At 31.6% G+C, this 19113-nt stretch carries 17 protein-coding genes and 1 tRNA gene; 8 read left to right on the top strand and 10 right to left on the bottom strand.

The features are described 5' to 3' along the window. Positions 1 to 3 precede the first annotated feature (3 nt). On the bottom strand, positions 4 to 1242 hold the full coding sequence (locus tag B8963_RS08795) for an oligosaccharide flippase family protein (RefSeq protein ID WP_084061139.1): 1239 nt from the start codon (positions 1240 to 1242) through the stop codon (positions 4 to 6). A 341-nt stretch (positions 1243 to 1583) separates the two neighbouring features. Between B8963_RS08795 and B8963_RS08790 the strand changes: the two genes are divergently transcribed. Next, positions 1584 to 3659, top strand: coding sequence for a tetratricopeptide repeat protein (locus B8963_RS08790; RefSeq protein ID WP_084061138.1), 2076 nt, complete (start codon positions 1584 to 1586; stop codon positions 3657 to 3659). A gap of 81 nt (positions 3660 to 3740) precedes the next feature. Here the strand turns inward: B8963_RS08790 and B8963_RS08785 are convergent, their stop codons facing one another. The 8 genes from B8963_RS08785 to B8963_RS08750 form a co-directional block, all read right to left on the bottom strand. Then, positions 3741 to 4043 carry an STAS domain-containing protein gene (locus B8963_RS08785; protein ID WP_084061137.1) on the bottom strand — a complete coding sequence of 101 codons (303 nt, stop codon included), beginning with the start codon at positions 4041 to 4043 and terminating at the stop codon, positions 3741 to 3743. 265 nt (positions 4044 to 4308) lie between these two features. After that, positions 4309 to 5022 carry a LytR/AlgR family response regulator transcription factor gene (locus B8963_RS08780; protein ID WP_084061136.1) on the bottom strand — a complete coding sequence of 238 codons (714 nt, stop codon included), beginning with the start codon at positions 5020 to 5022 and terminating at the stop codon, positions 4309 to 4311. Positions 5023 to 5026: 4 nt separating this feature from the next. Further along, positions 5027 to 5347 (bottom strand): histidine kinase, encoded by a 321-nt coding sequence (locus B8963_RS08775; RefSeq protein ID WP_084061135.1) that lies wholly within the window; start codon positions 5345 to 5347, stop codon positions 5027 to 5029. A gap of 1 nt (position 5348) precedes the next feature. Continuing rightward, positions 5349 to 6413 (bottom strand): sensor histidine kinase, encoded by a 1065-nt coding sequence (locus tag B8963_RS08770; RefSeq protein WP_084061134.1) that lies wholly within the window; start codon positions 6411 to 6413, stop codon positions 5349 to 5351. Beyond that, the gene (locus B8963_RS08765; RefSeq protein ID WP_084061133.1) at positions 6413 to 7546 is read right to left on the bottom strand and encodes an FIST signal transduction protein; all 1134 of its coding nucleotides are present in this window, start codon (positions 7544 to 7546) and stop codon (positions 6413 to 6415) included. Before B8963_RS08765 ends, B8963_RS08770 begins: the two co-directional genes overlap by 1 nt. A gap of 2 nt (positions 7547 to 7548) precedes the next feature. After that, positions 7549 to 9903 carry a PAS domain-containing sensor histidine kinase gene (locus B8963_RS08760; RefSeq protein WP_084061132.1) on the bottom strand — a complete coding sequence of 785 codons (2355 nt, stop codon included), beginning with the start codon at positions 9901 to 9903 and terminating at the stop codon, positions 7549 to 7551. Beyond that, a complete protein-coding gene (locus tag B8963_RS08755; protein ID WP_084061131.1) occupies positions 9896 to 10438 on the bottom strand; it encodes a heme NO-binding domain-containing protein in 543 nt (180 codons plus the stop codon). The genes B8963_RS08760 and B8963_RS08755 overlap by 8 nt, the downstream gene beginning before the upstream one ends. A 78-nt stretch (positions 10439 to 10516) precedes the next feature. Next, a complete protein-coding gene (locus B8963_RS08750) occupies positions 10517 to 10918 on the bottom strand; it encodes a response regulator (RefSeq protein ID WP_084061130.1) in 402 nt (133 codons plus the stop codon). 245 nt (positions 10919 to 11163) lie between these two features. On the opposite strand from B8963_RS08750, the gene B8963_RS08745 reads away from it, so the two are divergent. The 3 genes from B8963_RS08745 (at position 11164) to B8963_RS08735 (ending at position 13700) form a co-directional block, all read left to right on the top strand. Then, the gene (locus B8963_RS08745) at positions 11164 to 12627 is read left to right on the top strand and encodes a sodium:solute symporter (RefSeq protein WP_084061129.1); all 1464 of its coding nucleotides are present in this window, start codon (positions 11164 to 11166) and stop codon (positions 12625 to 12627) included. 11 nt (positions 12628 to 12638) lie between these two features. After that, positions 12639 to 13475 carry an endonuclease/exonuclease/phosphatase family protein gene (locus B8963_RS08740; protein ID WP_143312498.1) on the top strand — a complete coding sequence of 279 codons (837 nt, stop codon included), beginning with the start codon at positions 12639 to 12641 and terminating at the stop codon, positions 13473 to 13475. A 151-nt stretch (positions 13476 to 13626) separates the two neighbouring features. Then, positions 13627 to 13700 (top strand) — tRNA-Arg (locus B8963_RS08735). Between the two features lie 74 nt (positions 13701 to 13774). Here B8963_RS08735 and B8963_RS08730 read toward each other — a convergent pair. After that, entirely contained in the window at positions 13775 to 14683 is a 909-nt protein-coding gene (locus tag B8963_RS08730) for a DUF1338 domain-containing protein (RefSeq protein ID WP_084061128.1), read from the bottom strand. A 67-nt stretch (positions 14684 to 14750) separates the two neighbouring features. On the opposite strand from B8963_RS08730, the gene B8963_RS08725 reads away from it, so the two are divergent. From B8963_RS08725 to B8963_RS08710, 4 genes are all read left to right on the top strand, one after another. Then, positions 14751 to 15638 carry a LysR family transcriptional regulator gene (locus B8963_RS08725; RefSeq protein ID WP_084061127.1) on the top strand — a complete coding sequence of 296 codons (888 nt, stop codon included), beginning with the start codon at positions 14751 to 14753 and terminating at the stop codon, positions 15636 to 15638. 220 nt (positions 15639 to 15858) lie between these two features. Then, positions 15859 to 16530 carry a bifunctional 4-hydroxy-2-oxoglutarate aldolase/2-dehydro-3-deoxy-phosphogluconate aldolase gene (locus B8963_RS08720; RefSeq protein ID WP_084061126.1) on the top strand — a complete coding sequence of 224 codons (672 nt, stop codon included), beginning with the start codon at positions 15859 to 15861 and terminating at the stop codon, positions 16528 to 16530. Positions 16531 to 16638: 108 nt separating this feature from the next. Continuing rightward, positions 16639 to 17352 carry a carboxylesterase family protein gene (locus B8963_RS08715; RefSeq protein ID WP_084061125.1) on the top strand — a complete coding sequence of 238 codons (714 nt, stop codon included), beginning with the start codon at positions 16639 to 16641 and terminating at the stop codon, positions 17350 to 17352. A gap of 38 nt (positions 17353 to 17390) precedes the next feature. Then, the gene (locus B8963_RS08710) at positions 17391 to 19109 is read left to right on the top strand and encodes a GMC family oxidoreductase (RefSeq protein WP_084061124.1); all 1719 of its coding nucleotides are present in this window, start codon (positions 17391 to 17393) and stop codon (positions 19107 to 19109) included. The last annotated feature ends 4 nt before the right edge of the window (positions 19110 to 19113 follow it).

The following is a 19113-nucleotide window of genomic DNA, read 5'->3' as shown; positions in this document are numbered from 1 at the left end:
TTTTTATAAATGTGATTTTTTAGCCAAAAAATAAGTGATTTGCACACCTAATAATATTGCCATGGCTATTATTTGTACTTGTACTACAATTTCAAGGCTTTCATGAAATAGCATTACTAAAACTATTTGCGACATGCCCAGGAGTCCGGATAAAATAACCGGAACATAATGATCTAATGATAAAAAGTAATAAGCGAAAATATTTCCAATAGCAAATAATGATGTTGCTAAAGCATATTGCCATAAAAGTCCTGCCATCGAAATATAGGCATCACCAAACATAATAGTGATAATAAATTCTGGCATAATATAACATGCAATAACAATAAATGCCGATAACAATGCTATATAACCCACATATTTAAATAAAGTAGGCGCTGTGGGTTCACCATCTTTTTGTTTTTGTACAACGGTTGGTAATAGCAACATAACAAACATCCATGCAACAAAGTAAACTACACGACCAATAAGCGCAAGTGAGGCATATAATCCTGCGTCAAGTGCATTGAAGTAATGTTTTACTAGTAGAATATCGCTATTGTTTATAATTATTTGGGTGAACTCATAACATGCTGTCAGCAGCATAAATTGAGTTACTCTCTTCGAGTTTTTGGGTAATAATCTAGCTTTACTTTTAAATGAAATATCCTTTAAATTAGAAGGAATTAAACCAAATAAGAATGATAAGCCTATACCCAATGCCACTAAAAAAGATGGCTCCCATGGAATTAAAAATAAAAGAGCAAGTGTTAAAAGTAACCTACTCCACATTTCAGTTTGATAGGTAATGGATAAGTTTTTAAAATCTTGGTGTCCTTGAAAAGTACCTCTGTTAACGCTCATAAAAAAATACAAGGGAATGCCAATTCCAAATAAAACAAACATCCAATGGCTTTGGGTATGAAAAATTGCTTGTAAATTTTTAGAGAAAATAATTACGAGTGCACCTGCAAGTATTCCGAAAATTGTAGCTTGTTTGTAACTCCTATTTTTAAAACTAAGCCATTGATCACCAGTAAATAATACTGCAAATTTTGCTGTTGCTAACTGAAAAGTCATGCCAACGAATGATAGTACTAATAATAAGGTAATTAGTAGTGCGGCTTCGGCAAACGCTTCTGGGCCTAAAATTCTACCTAATAATAAATTGTAAATATAATTACCACCATTTACTACCAATACACTAACCATGAACAGTTGTTCAGGAGAAATTTTTCGTAATAATAGTTTTATGGTTGTCATTTTTATGGTCGTTAGTTATTTTATAATTGAATAGGCGTTAGCCATTCTTATATCTATAGATAACGTTTAATCTTTAAATTATTGTAAGAATATACTTATAAATTGAATAATTTTATAATTTATACAGCCTTGTTGTCTATTCTTGAGATCAAATTTGATGATTTATACCTTTTTTATGTGGCCGCTATAGCTCAATAGTAAATTACTGTAGACGAATGAAAGTTTTGTTACTTCCAGAAAAAATCTTAAGGTTCTAGTTTTATGGTAACAATGAAAATTAGCATTGCACTAATATTTTAAGAAAAACATCGTTATCATAAGTGTAGTAAAAAACGTACAAAATGTTTAAAAACAATTTTATCCTTTTAATGATTATATTTTTTGGTCAATTAATATTTGCGCAAGAAATGGATATTAACAAAGGGTTTCAATTATTAGAAAAAGGAGATTTTGAGGAAGCGGAGACTTTTTTTAACAACTATTTAAAAACAGATCCGGATAATAAAACAGCAAAACTTTGTTATGGTAGGGCAGTAGGTTTAAGCGGAGAACCCGCTAAGGCCAATGCAATGTTTAACGCTTTGCTAAAAGAATATCCTGGTGATTTTGAAATACAGATAAATTATAACGAATCTTTTTTATGGGATAAAAAATATGAAGAAGCAAAACCTTTATATAAAGAATTAGTAGCACAGTATCCAGAAAATTTTGGAGCAGTTCTGGGGTATGCTAATACCTTATCTAATTTAAAAGAATATCCCCAAGCTTTAGAAATAGTAAATAATGCGATTGCCCTACAACCAACAAATGAAAGCGCAAAGGTTTCAAGAAAGTATATTAAACTTGGCTATGCTAATGCATTTGTAAACCAGCAAAACTATGAACAAGGATTACAGTATTTGAATGAAATATTTGAGGATTTCCCAGAAGATAAAGATGCCTTACTAAATTTAGCCAACGTATACCTTATTATAAAAAGTACTGAAAAAGCAAAAGAAACCTATAAACGATATGCTACAAATCAAAAAGATTCTATTACTGCTTTAAACGGTATAGCTTTAGCCGAACATATTGGTGAAAATGATAAAGAAGCCTTACGCGTGGCAGAATTGGCTAAAGAAAAAGTACAAGTGGTTAATGATGCAAAGCTTACGGAACAAACCCTAGATCGCTATGTACAAGCATTAATTTGGAACAACAAATATGCGCAGGCAAAAACAGAGATAAAACAATTAGATATAGATTATCCAAATAGAGACTGGGTTGCAGCATTGAAAGCAACATTGGGAATGTATACTGCAAATTTTAAATTAAGTCTTGCTAATTACGATGAAATATTAGGTCGAGATAGTACCTCTTTTGATGGGAATTTAGGTAAAGCAAATGCCTTATTTGCTTCAGACAGAATAATTCCTGCTTATTTGGGAGCTTTTCAAACTTTAAGAATCTTTAAGGATCAAAAAGATGCCTTAAGTTTTATTGATAAACTAAATGTACAATTTACACCAAGCGTAGAAGAGCATGTTGCTTACACTTTTGATAATGGTAATAATGTTGCTTTTTCGAGTAATACTAATTTTAATATTCCTATAACAACTAAATTGCAAACAACTTTTAGCTATCAATTTAGAACCACAGAAAATTCGGTTACGCTTAATAAAGCAAGCTCCCATGTATTAATTGGAGGTATTACTTATAAAATATACCCTAAGACAAATTTAAAAGCGGTATTCGGAATTAATAACTCACGATTTACAGATCAATCTTATACCCAGCCTATACTAGATTTAAAATTACAAATGGTACCTTTTAGACTGCAGAATTTAGATTTAGGTTACCAAAGAGAAGTACAGAGTTTTAACGCTGAATTAATAGAAAGAGAGATTGTGATGAACCATTACGGGCTGAATTATAATTTGGGCACCAATTTTAAATTAGGATGGTACACACAATTAATGCATACGCAGCAAACAGATGATAACGTAAGAAATTTACTGTTTACATCACTCTATTATAATGTATTTAAAAAACCGGAATTTAAAGTGGGTGTAAACTATCAATACATTACTTTTCAAGACCAAGTGCCAACAATTTACTTTAGTCCAAGTAAGTATCAAGCCCTAGAAATATTTGGAGATTTAAGAGTTGATTTTTCAGAGAAAACCAAATTTATGTTATCTGCTGCTAGCGGATTACAAAAGGTAGAGGAAGATGAGCGTACAGTAATTTTTAGAGCTGAAACAGGAGTACAGCATCAATTTTCTAAACGATGGAGTGGTAATGTATATGCAAAATATAGTAATATAGCCTCTGCCACAGCTGCTGGTTTTGAATTTACTGAAATGGGATTAAAAGTAAAATGGTTATTTTTAAAAGAACCTTTCTTTTACAAGAAAATAAAACCCAACGATTTGTAAATAATTAAATTCATTAATTCTTCAAAACAAAAAATGCCACCTAAATTTAGGTGGCATTTTTTTAACTTAATCTAACTAAAACTAAACTCTATCTGAACTTAAAATATAATGGGTTTTACTTTGCATCATTGAGGATTGTATTTTTTGGTTTTGTTTACCAAAAATTGAAAGAACAATATTTTTACTGGCAGCTTCTTTATATAATACTTCGAGGCTTTTGGCTGCTGAGGTGTCAATGCTCGTGACATTTTCAATACTTATCATGATTGAATCTTTTACTGTCATCAACTTTTGAATGTGATTTCTCAAATGTGAAATGTTTTGCGACCCTAGGTGGCCAATTACGGAATGTATACCATAATTTTCTTGAATTTGTAATGCCATAATACTAGTAGGTTTTTAAGTTTTAATATTTAACGAGAAAAATAACAATATATTGTAAGTAATAGACTACATATTTTATATATTTTAATATTGCCCTCTTTAAAAAGGTATAACCAAGAAAAATTATACTAACAAGGAATTATTAGTGCTAGGTATACTAGAACTATAATTTAAGAATGAGGATAATTAAGATCTGAAAGCTGAAAGTTAATTTAAAAGTATGGAGTGGAGAAAGGTAAGGTAAAGTGGGGGGCTTTGTATGATTTTATAGAAGATTTAATCTGCGCATTAATTCTGGTCTATTTGACCTACTTATGGGAATTACACTTTTTTCTATTAAGACACTATTGTCTTCTATATCTATAATTTTTGTAAAATTGATGATAAACGAACGGTGTATTTGTAAAAATATATTCTCTGGAAGTTTGTCTTTAATACTCTTTAATGTATTATGAACTCTATAGGTTTTCTTTTCTGTTTTCACATCAATATAATCACCTTTTGCTTCTATAATTAAAATATCGTCAAGCTTAAGTTTAATTAGTCGACGATCAATATTTATGTAAATATCTTCCTCAGCGTTAGAGGCAGTTTTTGTGGAAACTTGATCAGTAACTGTTTTTTTACTTAAAGCACTTTTGATTTTAACTATGGATTTTTCAAAACGCTCTTGTGTAATTGGCTTTACTAAGTAATCTACAATTGGTTCGTACTCATAGGCCTCTATAGCAAAATTCGTGTCAGAGGTGGTTAGAACTATTCTAGGAGGATTCTTTAAAGTTTGTACAAAGTCTATCCCAGAAAAGCCAGGCATATGAATATCTAAAAATACCACATCAACGGTATTCTGATTTAGAAACTTAATAGCATCCATGGCATTTGAAAAGGAATCTATAACGTCTAATTCTGGAACTTTTGAACAAAGTTGTTCAACAATCATACGAGCAGCAGCTTCATCATCTACTATAATACAATTCATAGATTTATAAGTTTTTTATATACAATTCAATTTTGTTCAAGATAATTAAAAATTTATCGTTTAAGCTAAAATCTTTATTTTTTAAGTTTTCTTCAAACGTTACAGCAAGTTTATAGTCATCCGTTAAACTTAGTATATTAAGCTTATGCTTTAACTTATGTACTATTGATGCCGACGCTAAATGATCTTTATTTGCTATAACATTTAGGTACTCTTGTTTTTCAAGTGGAATTTCTTCTTTAAGCACGTTGATGAATTTTTTTTCAAATTCTTTATCATCACCCGATAGGTCGTGTATATAATTTAAATTTGGCTGTTGTTCCATATTATTTTTTTAAAGTAAAAAAGAAAGTTGTTCCTATATTTTCTTTGGATTCTAACCATATATCACCTTCATAAATATTTACCACTTTTTTAACCAATGCAAGGCCAATTCCTGTGGCATTAGAATTATTTTCTAATTTTTTAAACATATTAAAAATACTTTCTTTATGCTTGTCAGGTATGCCCTTTCCGTTATCGGAAATAGCAAATTTCCAGAAATTGTCATCTTCTATAAGGGCAATAGTGATAAGACCATTTTCTTTATGTTCTGTTGCTGTAATGGCATTAGTTATTAAATTTTTAAAAACTTGTTCTATTTTATATTTTTCAGCAAGTATTGTTGGGAGGGAACTTGAAATATTAATTTTTGTTGTCTCTGGAAAATATATCGTATTTTTTATTTCTTCTATAAGTTTATTTAAATCTAAATTAATCTTTTCTTCATCTAAAGAATCGATTACTGCATGTTTCAAAATACCGTCTATTAGTCCGTCTATTTTTTCAATATTTTGGGAAACTAGATTACAGTTTTCAATACTAGATTCTGAAAATTTGGCCTTTTCTTCTTCCATAATCCAACACATAAGGGCGTTGATATTTCTTATGGGTGATTTTAAATCATGAGAAACCATATGGGCATAATTATTCAATGCTTCGTTTTGGCGCTCTAAATTTTTCAGCATGGTATTTTTTTCAGCTGTCATTTTAACAATATCATTTGCCTGCTGTTCTATCTTAGCGGCAATTTCTAATGCATCAAATTCTAATTTATCTTTTGAATTAGTTGCACTGGTATTTGTATCATCTTTAGAATTGTTTAAAACTGCAAGTGCCTTCTCAAGAATATTTAATGTTTTTCTTTGACTTTCTGTTTCGGCTCTTAAGTCTTGATTGGCTTTAAAAAGTTCTTCGGAGCTTAAATTCATAGCCCTTTGCACCATCATAGCTTTTTCATCATAGTCGGTATACGATCTATCTATGGCATCTAAAAAAACAGCAACCTCCTCAGAATTTTTTAAATTTTCTGGTAAATATTTTCGTATTTGTCTTTTTAAAAGTGAGTGCATTATTCGCTAATAAGTGTTAAAGTCATTGTTTGGTTGTGCAATTTACATCCAATTTGATTAGTAAACGGTGATAATTCTCCATATGAGTAAAAACCTGTTGTTACAGCTTGACTACCTATAGTTTCAATGACCTCTTCAATTTCTTCTTCCGTACGTTGGTTCATTACCAGTTTTCTACCTATGCAACTAACTAATAACGCAAGTTCCGGTTTTTTTGTTCTGTTACGCATGGCATACATAGCGGCTTTAGAAGCTCCTTCGGCAATATCATCTACTGTTGACATCATTAATTGCACGGTAGAGCCTTCAGGCACATCTCCTGCCAGTATCATTGTATTTTCTTTCTCATCAATATTTAGAATGGTACGTACTACCGTTTCATTGCTATCTTTTACACGTAAACTTAAAGGATATAGCAAAGCTGCTTGCGGTAGTTCATTTGCTTTATCGCCTAAGTACTTTTTATATAAATCTAGCGCAGGCTTACCGTCTAGCTCGTATAATACATTTTCTTTTGACTTTGTAATGTTACGAATTGGACCAAACGGACTCCAGCCTCCATAATTTGCACAGGTTATTTCTAAATCATGACCATACAAGCCTATGGCTACAATTTCACCATGCTTTGGATTGGCATTATAAGATGCTAATGTTTTTTCAAATCTAGTGTCATCTCCACATAAACCACCTGTTATACTTACTTTATCATTACTATTTTTTTCTAATCCATGAATAAGCGCACTACCATTTACTAAACTTCCATCGGAAACTATAAACAAATGTTTTAATCCCTCTTTGTTGAATTTACTGGCTAAGGCTTCTCCAAGTTTTTCAGAATTATTATCAAATTCTTGAATGTTCTCTGAATGGATAACATACCGACTTTTTTCAAATTCAATAGCTGTTATTGTAATACTTTCATCAAAGACATTTTCGCCTAAAATTTCTCCAGAAGTAGTACCAAAAACGATATGTCCATCAGGAAATAAAGCATCTATTTCTTTGTGAATTGTTGAAGACTCTAGTGAAAATCTATTACCAAAAACTAGTACTAAAGGATTTTTTAGATGTAGTTTTTCTGATGTAAAGTTCCAATCTTTCCCTTTTTCTTTTATTGCTTGAACTGTTTTCATAATTATTTTTTAAGGGTGAAGAAAAAGGTTGTACCTACACCAATTTCACTTTCTAGCCATACCTTACCTTGGTATAGATCAATTATTTTCTTTACAATAGAAAGTCCTATTCCTGTTGATCTTTCTTTGTTTCCAACGGACTGGAATATTTTAAATATTTTTTCATGATATTCTTTGGGTATTCCAACACCATTATCTTTAATACTAAATTCCCAATGCGTGTCTCTATCTTCGCATCCGATTTCTACTAAACCTTCTTCACGTTCTATATGTACTACGGCATTACTCAAGAAATTTTGTATTAATTGATGAATTTTAGTTCGGTCTGCGAATAAAGTGGGCAGCGTACTTGTGGTTACAATTTTTACATGCTCAGGGATAAAAATAATATCGGTTATTTCTTTTATAACTTCATTTACATCTACCGATGAATTCTCAACATTATCACTACTAATGGTGGAGTATTTTAAAATACCATCAATTAAACTATCCATGGCCTCTACTTTTTCCTGCATCATAGTTAAATTGTACTTACCATTTTCGTCTAATTTATCATGATAATCTTCATTTAACCAAGTACAAAGTGCGCTTATACTGCGTAAAGGAGATTTTAAGTCATGCGAAACTATATGCGCATATTCTTGTAAACCAATGTTGCTTTTCTCTAATTCTTGTACTAAACTTTCTTTTTGTAACTCTAATCTTTTTTGCTCTGTAATATCAAGATGTATCCCTAAAGATCCAATAACACGCCCCATTTCATCATAACGAGGAGCACCACTAATAAGCCAATGTTTGGATTCTCCTAGTTGGTTTAAAACTTCAACCTCATATGAATCCGATTGGCCTTTAAGTCTATTTTCTGCCTTTTCAGCTATTATATTTTCATTTTTAAATTTAAGTATCGATGTGGCTTTTTTTCCAATAAGGTCTCGCTCAATATAACCGCTCATTTTGCAAAAACTTTGGTTTACTAATTGTATAATGTCATCATTATCAACTTCAACCAAACCTAAATTCATGTTCGCAATTATACTACTGTATTTTTCTTTTTGAATTTCTAAGTTTTTCTTGTAATTACGGGCAATGGTAACATCGGTATAGGTCCATAAATTTCCATTGTAGATCCCCTTGTTAAGAATAGGAATAAAATCACGTTCTAAAATACGACCATTGGCCAATTCTATTTCATCTGAGAGGACAAGTTCTTTGTTTAGAATTATTTCATTTATTCTTGCCATCTCCTTTTTAGGATATTTAAATAAATGTTTGTTCTCTTTGGTTGCATTATCACAATTAATCCCTACCAATCTGTGAGGTGGAGTATTAATATCTAAAAAATGACAAAACATCTTATTGGTTAGTACAATATTTCTATTTTCATCTTCCACTAAAATACCGGTATGTAAATTAGCGATTAAAGAGGAAAGTCGGTTTTCAGAATTTTTAAGTTGTTCTTTTGCTTCTAACTCTTTGGTAATATCTTCAATAATAGCAACTTTATAATCAATATTGCCTTTAGTGTTTTTAACTGCGCTTATCGAAGTTTTTGCCTGAATATAGCCGCCATCTTTTTTTGTGAATTTTTTCACTACCGAAAAATTATCTAATTCTCCAGCATTCATTTTTTGCATTAAAGAATTTGCCGTAGTTTCATCTTCAGCTTGCGATATACTATGTAATGATTGTGTTTTGAGTTCACCTTCTTCAAATCCAAGAAGATTTAATATAGCCGTATTTGCTTTAATTATTGTATCATTATTAGTAAGAATAATACCTAGAGGAGAATTCTCTACTATAATGTCTAATTGTTTGCGTTGCTCTGCAAGTAGTTGTTTAATTTCAGTTTCTTGGCTAATATCTCTAAGTATGCCTTGTGCTCCAATAGGTTCACGATCTTTGTTATAAATAAGACTGCCATTAACTTCAACATACTTTTCAGCACCATTTTTAAGTTTTAATTTTGGGCGATAATTTTTAATTGTACCAACCTCAACCAAAGTCTTAAAAGCACTGTAGGTATATTCAATATAGTCTTCATGTACATATCCACTTAGATTAATTTGATCTTTTACATTCGATAATCCAAAAAAATCTTTCGCAGCATTATTCATTTTTATAATCGTACCTGTTAAATCCATCACTACATATGGATCAACAATGTTTATAAAAATACCTTCAAGTTCGGACGATTTTTCAGAAAGCATATTTTCTAACCTACTATTTGCTTCTTGCAAATGACGTGTGGTATCATAAAGTTCCTTAGATTTTGATTCTAAGATGCTTTCTGCCTGTTTTCGGGCTTTTACCTGCCTATCTAGGGCTTTTTTTAATAATAGAACTTCTTTGTTATCCATTTTGGATAATATCAAATTTAACTTCAGTTCCGTCCTCCTTTAAAAGTTCAAAGGTGATTTTGGCCTTTCCATTAAAATGTTCAAAAGTTTTTTCTATAAGTCCGTGCGCTAAACGATATAATCCTCGAGATGAAGAATAGATCATCGAAATTGATGAATCTGTTTTTTCCAGAATTTTGAATTTTGGTAATTCAGCATCTGGATATAATTTTTTAACGTGAACATGAATATGATCTTCTATAGCATATAAAAGATCAATTGGATTATTGTAATTAACAATAACTTCGGGGTGAGACTTACCTAAACCATTAAAAAGATAGAGGCCAAAGGCATAGATTAAATCTCCCATGGGAGCTTTTACTTCATCGCTGAGATGCGTAATTAGGCTTACCATTTCATTAAAACTATACGTGCCAACAGAGGTATAAATACCTTCCGATGGTAAATCAGATTTTTCAATAATGGAATCAACTACTTCAAGACCAAATTTGGCTTCAACCATTTCTAAAAACTCTGTAAATACAATACCTTTCATAAATAAATATTAATAATTCGCTAAAAGTAGGAAAATTAGTACCTTTTATGAAAAAAATGTTGTGAAACGTCGATAATCCTATGCCTTTACTAGCTCATTAGTTTGCCAATACTCAAAAACGGCTTTTAATTTGGTCTCGTAATCTTCATATTTTAAAGGCTTAATAACATAACCTGCAATACCAACCTTATAACATTCTAATAAATCGGCTCTATTTTCGGAAGTTGTAAGAATTATTGTTGGTAGGTATTTATAATTAGCATCTGCTTTTAATATTTTTAGAAATTCTATACCACTCATTCTTGGCATATTTAAGTCTAATAATATAATATCTGGTAGTTTTGAACTAGCTTTTAAAATTTCTAAAGCTTGTTCACCGTTTTTAGCTTCTACTATATTGTGCTTTAATTGAAGTTTAGAAACCGTTCTTTGAAGTTTCATTGTTTCAATAGCATCGTCTTCAATAAATAATACGTCCATAACATTTGTATTTAGATGACAAAGATTCATTTTTATTAAAGAAGTACTCTGTTGGCTGTAGATGAAACGCACTTAAGTGTCGACGAATGGTAATTACATGTCGATTAGCATTTTTAGTATTAGCTTATTTTAGATTATTTGCTTGGGTATTTATTGTGTAGTTTATTTTCTAATGGAATATTTGAGTTTATATAATCACATATAGATTAAAAATAGTATTTTCATCATACTATAAAATTATCATTTTGAATCCATACTTAGTTTTAGGCATAATCGCCATATATTTCCTTATTTTAATGTCTATTTCATACTTCACATCAAAAAATAGAAGTGACGAATCTTACTTTACAGGAGACCGACAATCACCATGGTTTTTGGTAGCTTTTGGTATGGTAGGCGCTGGATTGTCTGGAGTAACATTTGTTTCACTACCTGGTATGGTGGGCAATAACAGTTTGTATTTTTTTCAGTTTATTTTGGGCAATGTAGTGGGGTATTTGTTTATAACCTTTGTACTAATCCCACTATATTTTAAATTACAATTGGTATCAATTTATGGATATTTAAATAACAGATTTGGTAATAGTTCTTATAAAACAGGCTCTTTGTTCTTTTTGGTTTCTCAATCTTTCGGGGCCGCGTTACGACTTTTACTAGCTGGAAAAATATTGCAATTTGCGCTTTTCGATACATTGAATGTTCCCTTTCCTGTAACTATAATTATTATTTTACTACTTGTTTGGTTATACACCAATAAATCTGGAATTAAGACAATTGTTTGGACAGATACCTTACAAACTGTTTTCTTAATATTAGGTGCAGTAATTTCTATTTACTCCATTGTAAATTCTTTTGATATCACTTTTGCTGAAACGGTTAGTAAAATTGCTAAACACGAGTATTTTAGCATATTTAATTGGGATAGCGGTTCTGGTAATAATTTTTTTAAACAATTTATAGCCGGAATTTTGGTAGCCATTGCAATGATTGGTTTGGATCAAAATATGATGCAAAAAACACTTACCTGTAAAAACCAATGGGATGCTCAGAAAAATACACTAACCTATAGTTTAATACTTGCGGTAACACAATTTTTGTTCCTAGGGCTTGGTGTGCTACTGTATATTTATGCCAATAAAAACGGAATTCCATTAGCTACAGATGATGCCGGATTACTCTTGAATACAGATACGCTTTTTCCTAATTTGGCTTTAAATCATTTAGGAGTTATTGCGGGAATTTGCTTTCTATTAGGAATTATTGCAGCTTCTTTTTCAAGTGTAGATTCTTCTTTAACAGCATTAACCACATCATTTACTTATGATTTTTTAGATATATCGCACAAAACAAGTGTTGAAAGAAAAAAACTAAAAAACTGGGTGCTGTTCGGATTTTCGGTATTGGTCTTTGCTATAATTATGCTATTTGCAAACAGTAAAGGCGATGTGATATCTTTAATCTTTAAAGTTGCAGGATATACTTATGGACCTTTACTTGGGTTGTATATGTTTGGAATGTTTACAAAAATAACAGTAAATGATAAGTGGGTTCCAATAGTTTGTTTATTAGCACCAATAACAACTTATGCGTTGAGTGAATATTCTTCGCTTGTGTTAAATTTTGATTTTGGATTTGTTAATATAGCCGTAAATGCCGGTATAACCGTTTTAGGTTTATTACTTTTAAGAACTAAAAACGAATTTAATTAATATTTAATTATATGATAAAAACTGTAAGTTCTTTAGCATTATTTATGTTGGTTGTTGCAAATTGTTTAGCTCAAAAAACAACGGTAATGACCTATAATATTAGGTTAGATGTTGCTTCGGATGGTGAAAATGCATGGCCAAATAGAAAGGATTTTGTGCTAGAACAAATCAAGTTTTATAATCCAGATATTTTTGGTATTCAAGAGGGAACTCCAAATCAGACCAAATATTTAAATGATAGTTTAACCCAATATAAATATATAGGTATAGGTCGTGATGGTGGAGATAATGGTGAATATTCAGCTATTTTTTATAATGCTGAAAAGTTTACTGTAGAAAATGAAGAAACTTTTTGGTTATCGGAAACACCAACTAAAATTTCTAAAGGTTGGGATGCTGCTATTAATAGGATATGTACTTTTGGTTTATTCACCAACATAACTACGAATGAAAAATTATGGGTATTTAATACGCATTTAGATCACGTTGGTAATGAAGCTAGAAAAAATGGATTGGCTCTAATACTGGAAAAAATTAAAGCAGTTAATACCAAAAATTACCCAGTAGTGTTAACGGGCGATTTTAATTTAGAGCCTAACAACCCAATTATTGATGAAGTAAAACTGGCACTTAGCGATACTAAGGAAATTGCTCAAGATGTGGTATTTGGTCCTGAAGGTACTTTTAATGGTTTTCGATTTTCACAACCAGTAACTAGAAGAATTGATTATGTATTTGTTACATCAAAAAATATAAATGTTGTAAAGTATGCTGTTTTAAGTGATTCTAAGGATTTAAAATACCCATCGGATCATCTTCCTGTATATGTAGTATTACAACTTTTCTAAAAATTAATCTTATTTAATGTATTAATTTTTAGCATCTTAAATATTATTTTTAAAAGCATAGAAATTAACTTAAAATTTAATTGCAAGTTATTTATTGAAAACAGTATATTTGCACCCGCAAACAAGTAGAATTAATTTTGCTTTTTGCAATGGTGGCATAGCTCAGCTGGATAGAGCACCTGCCTTCTAAGCAGGCGGTCGAAGGTTCGAATCCTTCTGCCATCACAAAAAAGCCTCTGAATTTTCAGAGGCTTTTTTGTAAATTATAGTAAGTAATTAGCTTAGATTTTAAATACGTACTACATAGCGCTAGTCTGTTCCTTATAAGTACTTTCAAATATTTTATCTGCATTGGCAGATTCAAAACCGTCGCGTCTTTGTTCACGTGTAAAATTTGTTAAACCTTTATCCGCAAAATCCTTTAAAGGTAAACGTTCTGCAAATTCAACATAGCTTCCTGAAATTTCATAGGTTTCTCCGTTTGCAAATGTGGCTTCGAAAGTTTTTGCAACTGTACTGCTTTGTTTTAATAATCCGTCAGGACTCACTTTAATTTTACCGCCAGCAGTATTTAATTTAATCTGTAAACTTTCAAGAAATACATTAAATTTTTCAACTGTATTGTAGTTCTCTGGTAAATCATGCACACTTATAGTATAATGGTTTAAATAATAACGGTTATAAATTACCCATGCGGCATATTCACTTTCATCTGCTAAAGTTAAGTAATCGGATAGCGTTGGTAATTCCCAAAGTGCTTTTGTAAAGAAAGCTCCAACTTCTGTTATATTGTCTAAATCTATAGCATCAACAGGGTCACTGGTAATATGGTTGGTGTAGCGATAAATTATTTCTTGAATAGTTTCAGACAAGTCTTTTATTCTTAATTCGCTCATGAAAATTCGTGGTAAATGATCCGCTGGCGGTGCATACCAATAACCATCTAATTTTTTTCCTTCAAAATAGTAGTAGTCTTTTTTTTCATATCCATAGTATAAGAATATTTTTTCAAAAGAGGTAATACCTAAATTTGGAACACCCAAGGTTCTAAAGGCAATATGGTCATTTACGATTTCATTTTCATCAGTAATAATTCCTTCAGATATCATGCCATTCGTAACTTTTAATACATCTGGAACGTTATTCTTATAAGGAATGAATAGTGCATCAAGTATGGCTTCAAAAACTTCTATTTTATTATTTTTCATGGCAAACGTTATTTTTTGACAAAAATAACTGTACTTTTAATTTGAAACAATTCTTATTATAGTAATAATGATAAGTAGAACAAATCAATTAGAATTGCGCTTAATGCGTTATTTTCTGGTATTGGCGGAAAATTTACATTATACCCAGAGCGCAGAGCTTTTACTAATGTCACAATCTGCATTGAGTCAACAGATAAAACAGTTAGAGGCAATTCTTGGTGTGCAATTATTTAAAAGAACCAACAGAAAGGTTGAGTTAACTAAAGCAGGGGAGTTGTTAATACCGCAAGCAAATAGCATATTAAAGCAAGTAGATGATTCGCTTGCATTTTGGCATTCGCAGTTAAATGGAATAGAAGGACAGTTAACTATTGGTTTTGTAGGCTCGGCTATGTACCGCTATTTGCCGCCCATAATAAAAGCGTATAGTACGGCGAATTCAAGAATTAATTTAAAATTAGAGGAACTTATAAATAAGGAACAATTAAGAGCGCTAGAGAACGGCACTATTGATGTGGGCTTTATGCGGTCTAATTCGGTAACCTCCAATATGCAACTTAAATTGGTTTATACTGAAAATTTCTCCTTAGTCTTGCCAGAAGATCACCTATTGAATGCGCAAACATTTACTAATTTGGGCGAGCTCGCTGAGGAATCTTTTATTCTTTTCCCAAATGAGAATAGTCCGCTGTATTATCAACAAATTTTAAATTTATGTGCAGATCATGGTTTTAGTCCAAAAATTTCCCACAAATCTATTCATGGTCCTACTATTTTTAAATTAGTAGAAAATAAAATGGGAATTGCTATTGTACCAAATTCGTTAAGAGACGAATTTAATTACAAAATTAAATTTATAGAATTAGTAAATGTAAAGCACACCACATCTCTTTTTGCCGTTTGGAAAAAAGAAAATGAAAATCCTGCTTTACATCAATTTTTAGCACAACTTTAGCACTAGGTGTTTTGTTTTACTTGCTTATAATTCATTTTTAATACGAAGAAGAATTAAATTGTGAATTTTAATTTTTATTGCGTATTTATTGATGGTTAATCGTTTAAATAAAAATTTAAAATTGTACATTTGAAATCAATTTAGCAATAATTAAAATTAAAAAGTAGGTTGATTTTCTTTTACATTGGCCTAATTCTAAAACTAAAACAATATTTAAAAAATGGCACAGTACACTCGAATTGAAGTTGCAAATGTGATGAAAGAGAACGGAATGGTTCCGTTGTTTTATCACCCAAATATAGATTTGGGAAAGAAGGTTTTAAAAGCATGTTATGATGGTGGTTCTCGTTTAATGGAATTTACCGCAAGAGGAGATTTCGCTTTCGAGGTTTTTTCTGAATTAAACAAATATGCTATAAAAGAACTTCCTGGAATGATTTTAGGTGTTGGGTCAATTACCGACGCAGCTGCCGCATCTATGTTTATGCAAATGGGTGCTAATTTTATAGTTACGCCTTCTTTAAGAGTAGATATTGCTCAAGTCTGTAATAGAAGAAAAGTATTATGGTCTCCTGGTTGCGGTTCATTAACAGAAATTAATGCAGCTGAAGAATTAGGATGCGAAATAGTAAAACTTTTCCCTGGAGATCTATATGGTCCTGGATTTGTAAAAGGAATTAAAGGCCCTCAGCCTTGGACAAGTATTATGCCTACTGGAGGTGTTAGTACTGATGAAGCTAACCTAAAAGGTTGGTTTGATGCTGGTGTAACTTGTGTGGGAATGGGCTCTAAATTAATTAGTAGCGAAATATTAAAGAACGAAGATTACGCAGGTTTAGAAAAAACGGTTAGAGAAACTTTAGCGCTTATTAAAAAGTTGCGCGCAAAATAACAAAGTTATTTATTATAGTATTTTGTACAACCTCACTCGCACTGCTAGTGAGGTTTTTTTAGTTTAAAAGTCTAGATTTTGTATCTTTTGTTCTTAATCTAGAATAGCATGTTTAAAAAACATTTATACTTTCTGTTTTTACTTTTTTTTGTAGTTTTTTTTAAAAGTAATGCCCAATCCAAATTAGTTGAAGACAACTTTGTGGTTCAATCCAAAGCTAAGATTAATTATTTTTTATATTATCCAGAAGATTACCAAAAGACTACCAATAAAAAATATGGAATCTTACTTTTTTTACATGGTTCAGGAAGTATTCCTAAGACAAAAAACGAAAAATTTTTAGCTCCCGATTTGTTAACTAACGGTACTAAGTTTCCCTTCTTGATTTTGGTTCCACAGCATTTAGATGATAGAAAAATGTGGAATATAATTGCCGTGAAGCAATTATTAGATAGTATAGTGAAAAATAATAGAGTAGACCCTTCAAAAATATACTTATCAGGATTAAGTAGAGGAGGAGTAGCTGCTTGGGAGATGGTAATTGAATATCCAGATACCTTTGCTGCTTTAGCTATAGTTAGCAGTATGGCGCCTTCTCCATACGCACATTGGATGAATAAAAAATTAGCAATCCGAGTATTTCATGGTGAGGATGATACGGTTATTCCAGTTTCAGAAGCAGAGGAGATGGTTGCTCGCTTAAAAAAAATGAATTACAACGTAGCGTTTACAAAATTGAAAGATAGAGGTCATGATATTTGGGATACCGTGTATAATAATCTTGAATTATATTCATGGTTCGATAAGCAAAAAAAAATGTAACTTAACTTCATATTTTTTAACACCAAAATAACCAATACATGCAAATAATAGAATCTTCAACCATTTATGATGTAATAATCGTTGGCTCTGGTGCAGGCGGAGGAATGGCAACAAAAATACTTGCTGATGCAGGACTAAAAATTGCTGTAGTAGAAGCTGGTCCATTTTTTGACCCGGCAGATCCAGAACACCAAACCCAATTAAAGTGGCCTTATGAATCTCCTAGAAGAGGCGCAAACACGGTAAGGCCTTTTGGTGATTTTGATAGTGCTTATGGAGGTTGGGATATAGAAGGAGAGCCTTATACTAATGGCGACGGTTCTAACTTTAGATGGTTTAGATCGCGAATGTTAGGAGGAAGAACTAACCATTGGGGAAGAATATCACTACGTTTTGGGCCTAAAGATTTTAAAAGAAAAGATCAAGATGGGTTGGGAGATAACTGGCCAATTGGTTATGAAGATGTAAAACCTTATTATGATAAAGTTGATAAATTAATTGGAGTTTTTGGTACAAATGAAGGATTGCCAAATGATCCAGACGGATTTTTTCTACCACCTCCAAAACCAAGATTGCACGAGTTATTCTACATAAAAGGGGCTCGAAAATCCAACATTCCTGTTATTCCTTCTAGAATGTCAATGCTAACCAAACGTATTAATAATGAGCGGGGCATATGCTTTTACTGCGGGCAGTGCTCGCGTGCATGTTCGGTTTATGCCGATTTTTCTGCGGGTACTTGTTTAATTTTTCCAGCTCAAAAGAGCGGTGGACAAATAGATTTATTTGTTAATGCTATGGTGCGAGAGGTTACCACTAATAATGAAGGGAAGGCAACAGGAGTATCTTATATCAACAAAGAAGACCGGAAAGAATATAAATTAAAAGGTAAAATAGTGGTACTAGCTGCCTCAGCATGTAGTTCTGCACGGATTCTATTAAACTCAAAGAGCGAACAACACCCGAATGGTTTAGGAAATAGCAGCGATATTGTTGGGAAATATCTTCATGATTCTACAGGAGGTAGTAGGTCTGCATTTATTCCTGATCTAATGAATAGGCAAATGTATAATGAAGATGGAGTAGGAGGAATGCATGTATATACACCTTGGTGGTTAGACAATAAGAAATTAGATTTTGCTCGAGGTTACCATATTGAAGTATGGGGAGGTATGGGCATGCCAGGGTATGGGTTTGGATTTAATCATAATGATTTTAATAAATACTTTGGTTTAAAAGTAGGAGGTTATGGAAATCCATTACGCGATGAAATAAAGAAATATTATGGCTCTACCGTTGGTTTTGGGGGTAGAGGGGAATCTATACCACAAAAAAATAATAGATGTGAAATTGATCCAACTACAGTAGATGAATTTGGTATTCCAGTCCTAAAATTTAATTATCAATGGACAGAACACGAGATTAAACAGGTGGGTCATATGCATGATACATTTGAAGAATTAATCCATAATATGGGTGGTGAAGTTTTAGGAGGTAAGCCTTCGCGTGCCGAGAAAAACGGAATATATGCTCCAGGAGAGATTATTCATGAAGTAGGTACAACAAGAATGGGTGATGATCCAAAAACTTCTGTTGTAAATCAACACCAACAATTACACGATGTAAATAATGTTTTTATTGTAGATGCAGGACCATTTGTTTCTCAAGCAGATAAAAATCCTACATGGACCATACTTGCACTTTCTTGGAGAACATCGGATTATATTATAGAACAATTAAAAATGCAAAATATTTAAGGTT

Origin of the sequence: Cellulophaga tyrosinoxydans, from assembly GCF_900176415.1 — a bacterium.
In the GTDB taxonomy this organism is placed as follows: domain Bacteria; phylum Bacteroidota; class Bacteroidia; order Flavobacteriales; family Flavobacteriaceae; genus Cellulophaga; species Cellulophaga tyrosinoxydans.
The sequence above is the reverse complement of the archived record's forward strand: the minus strand, read 5'-3'. Positions and strand labels throughout refer to the sequence as shown.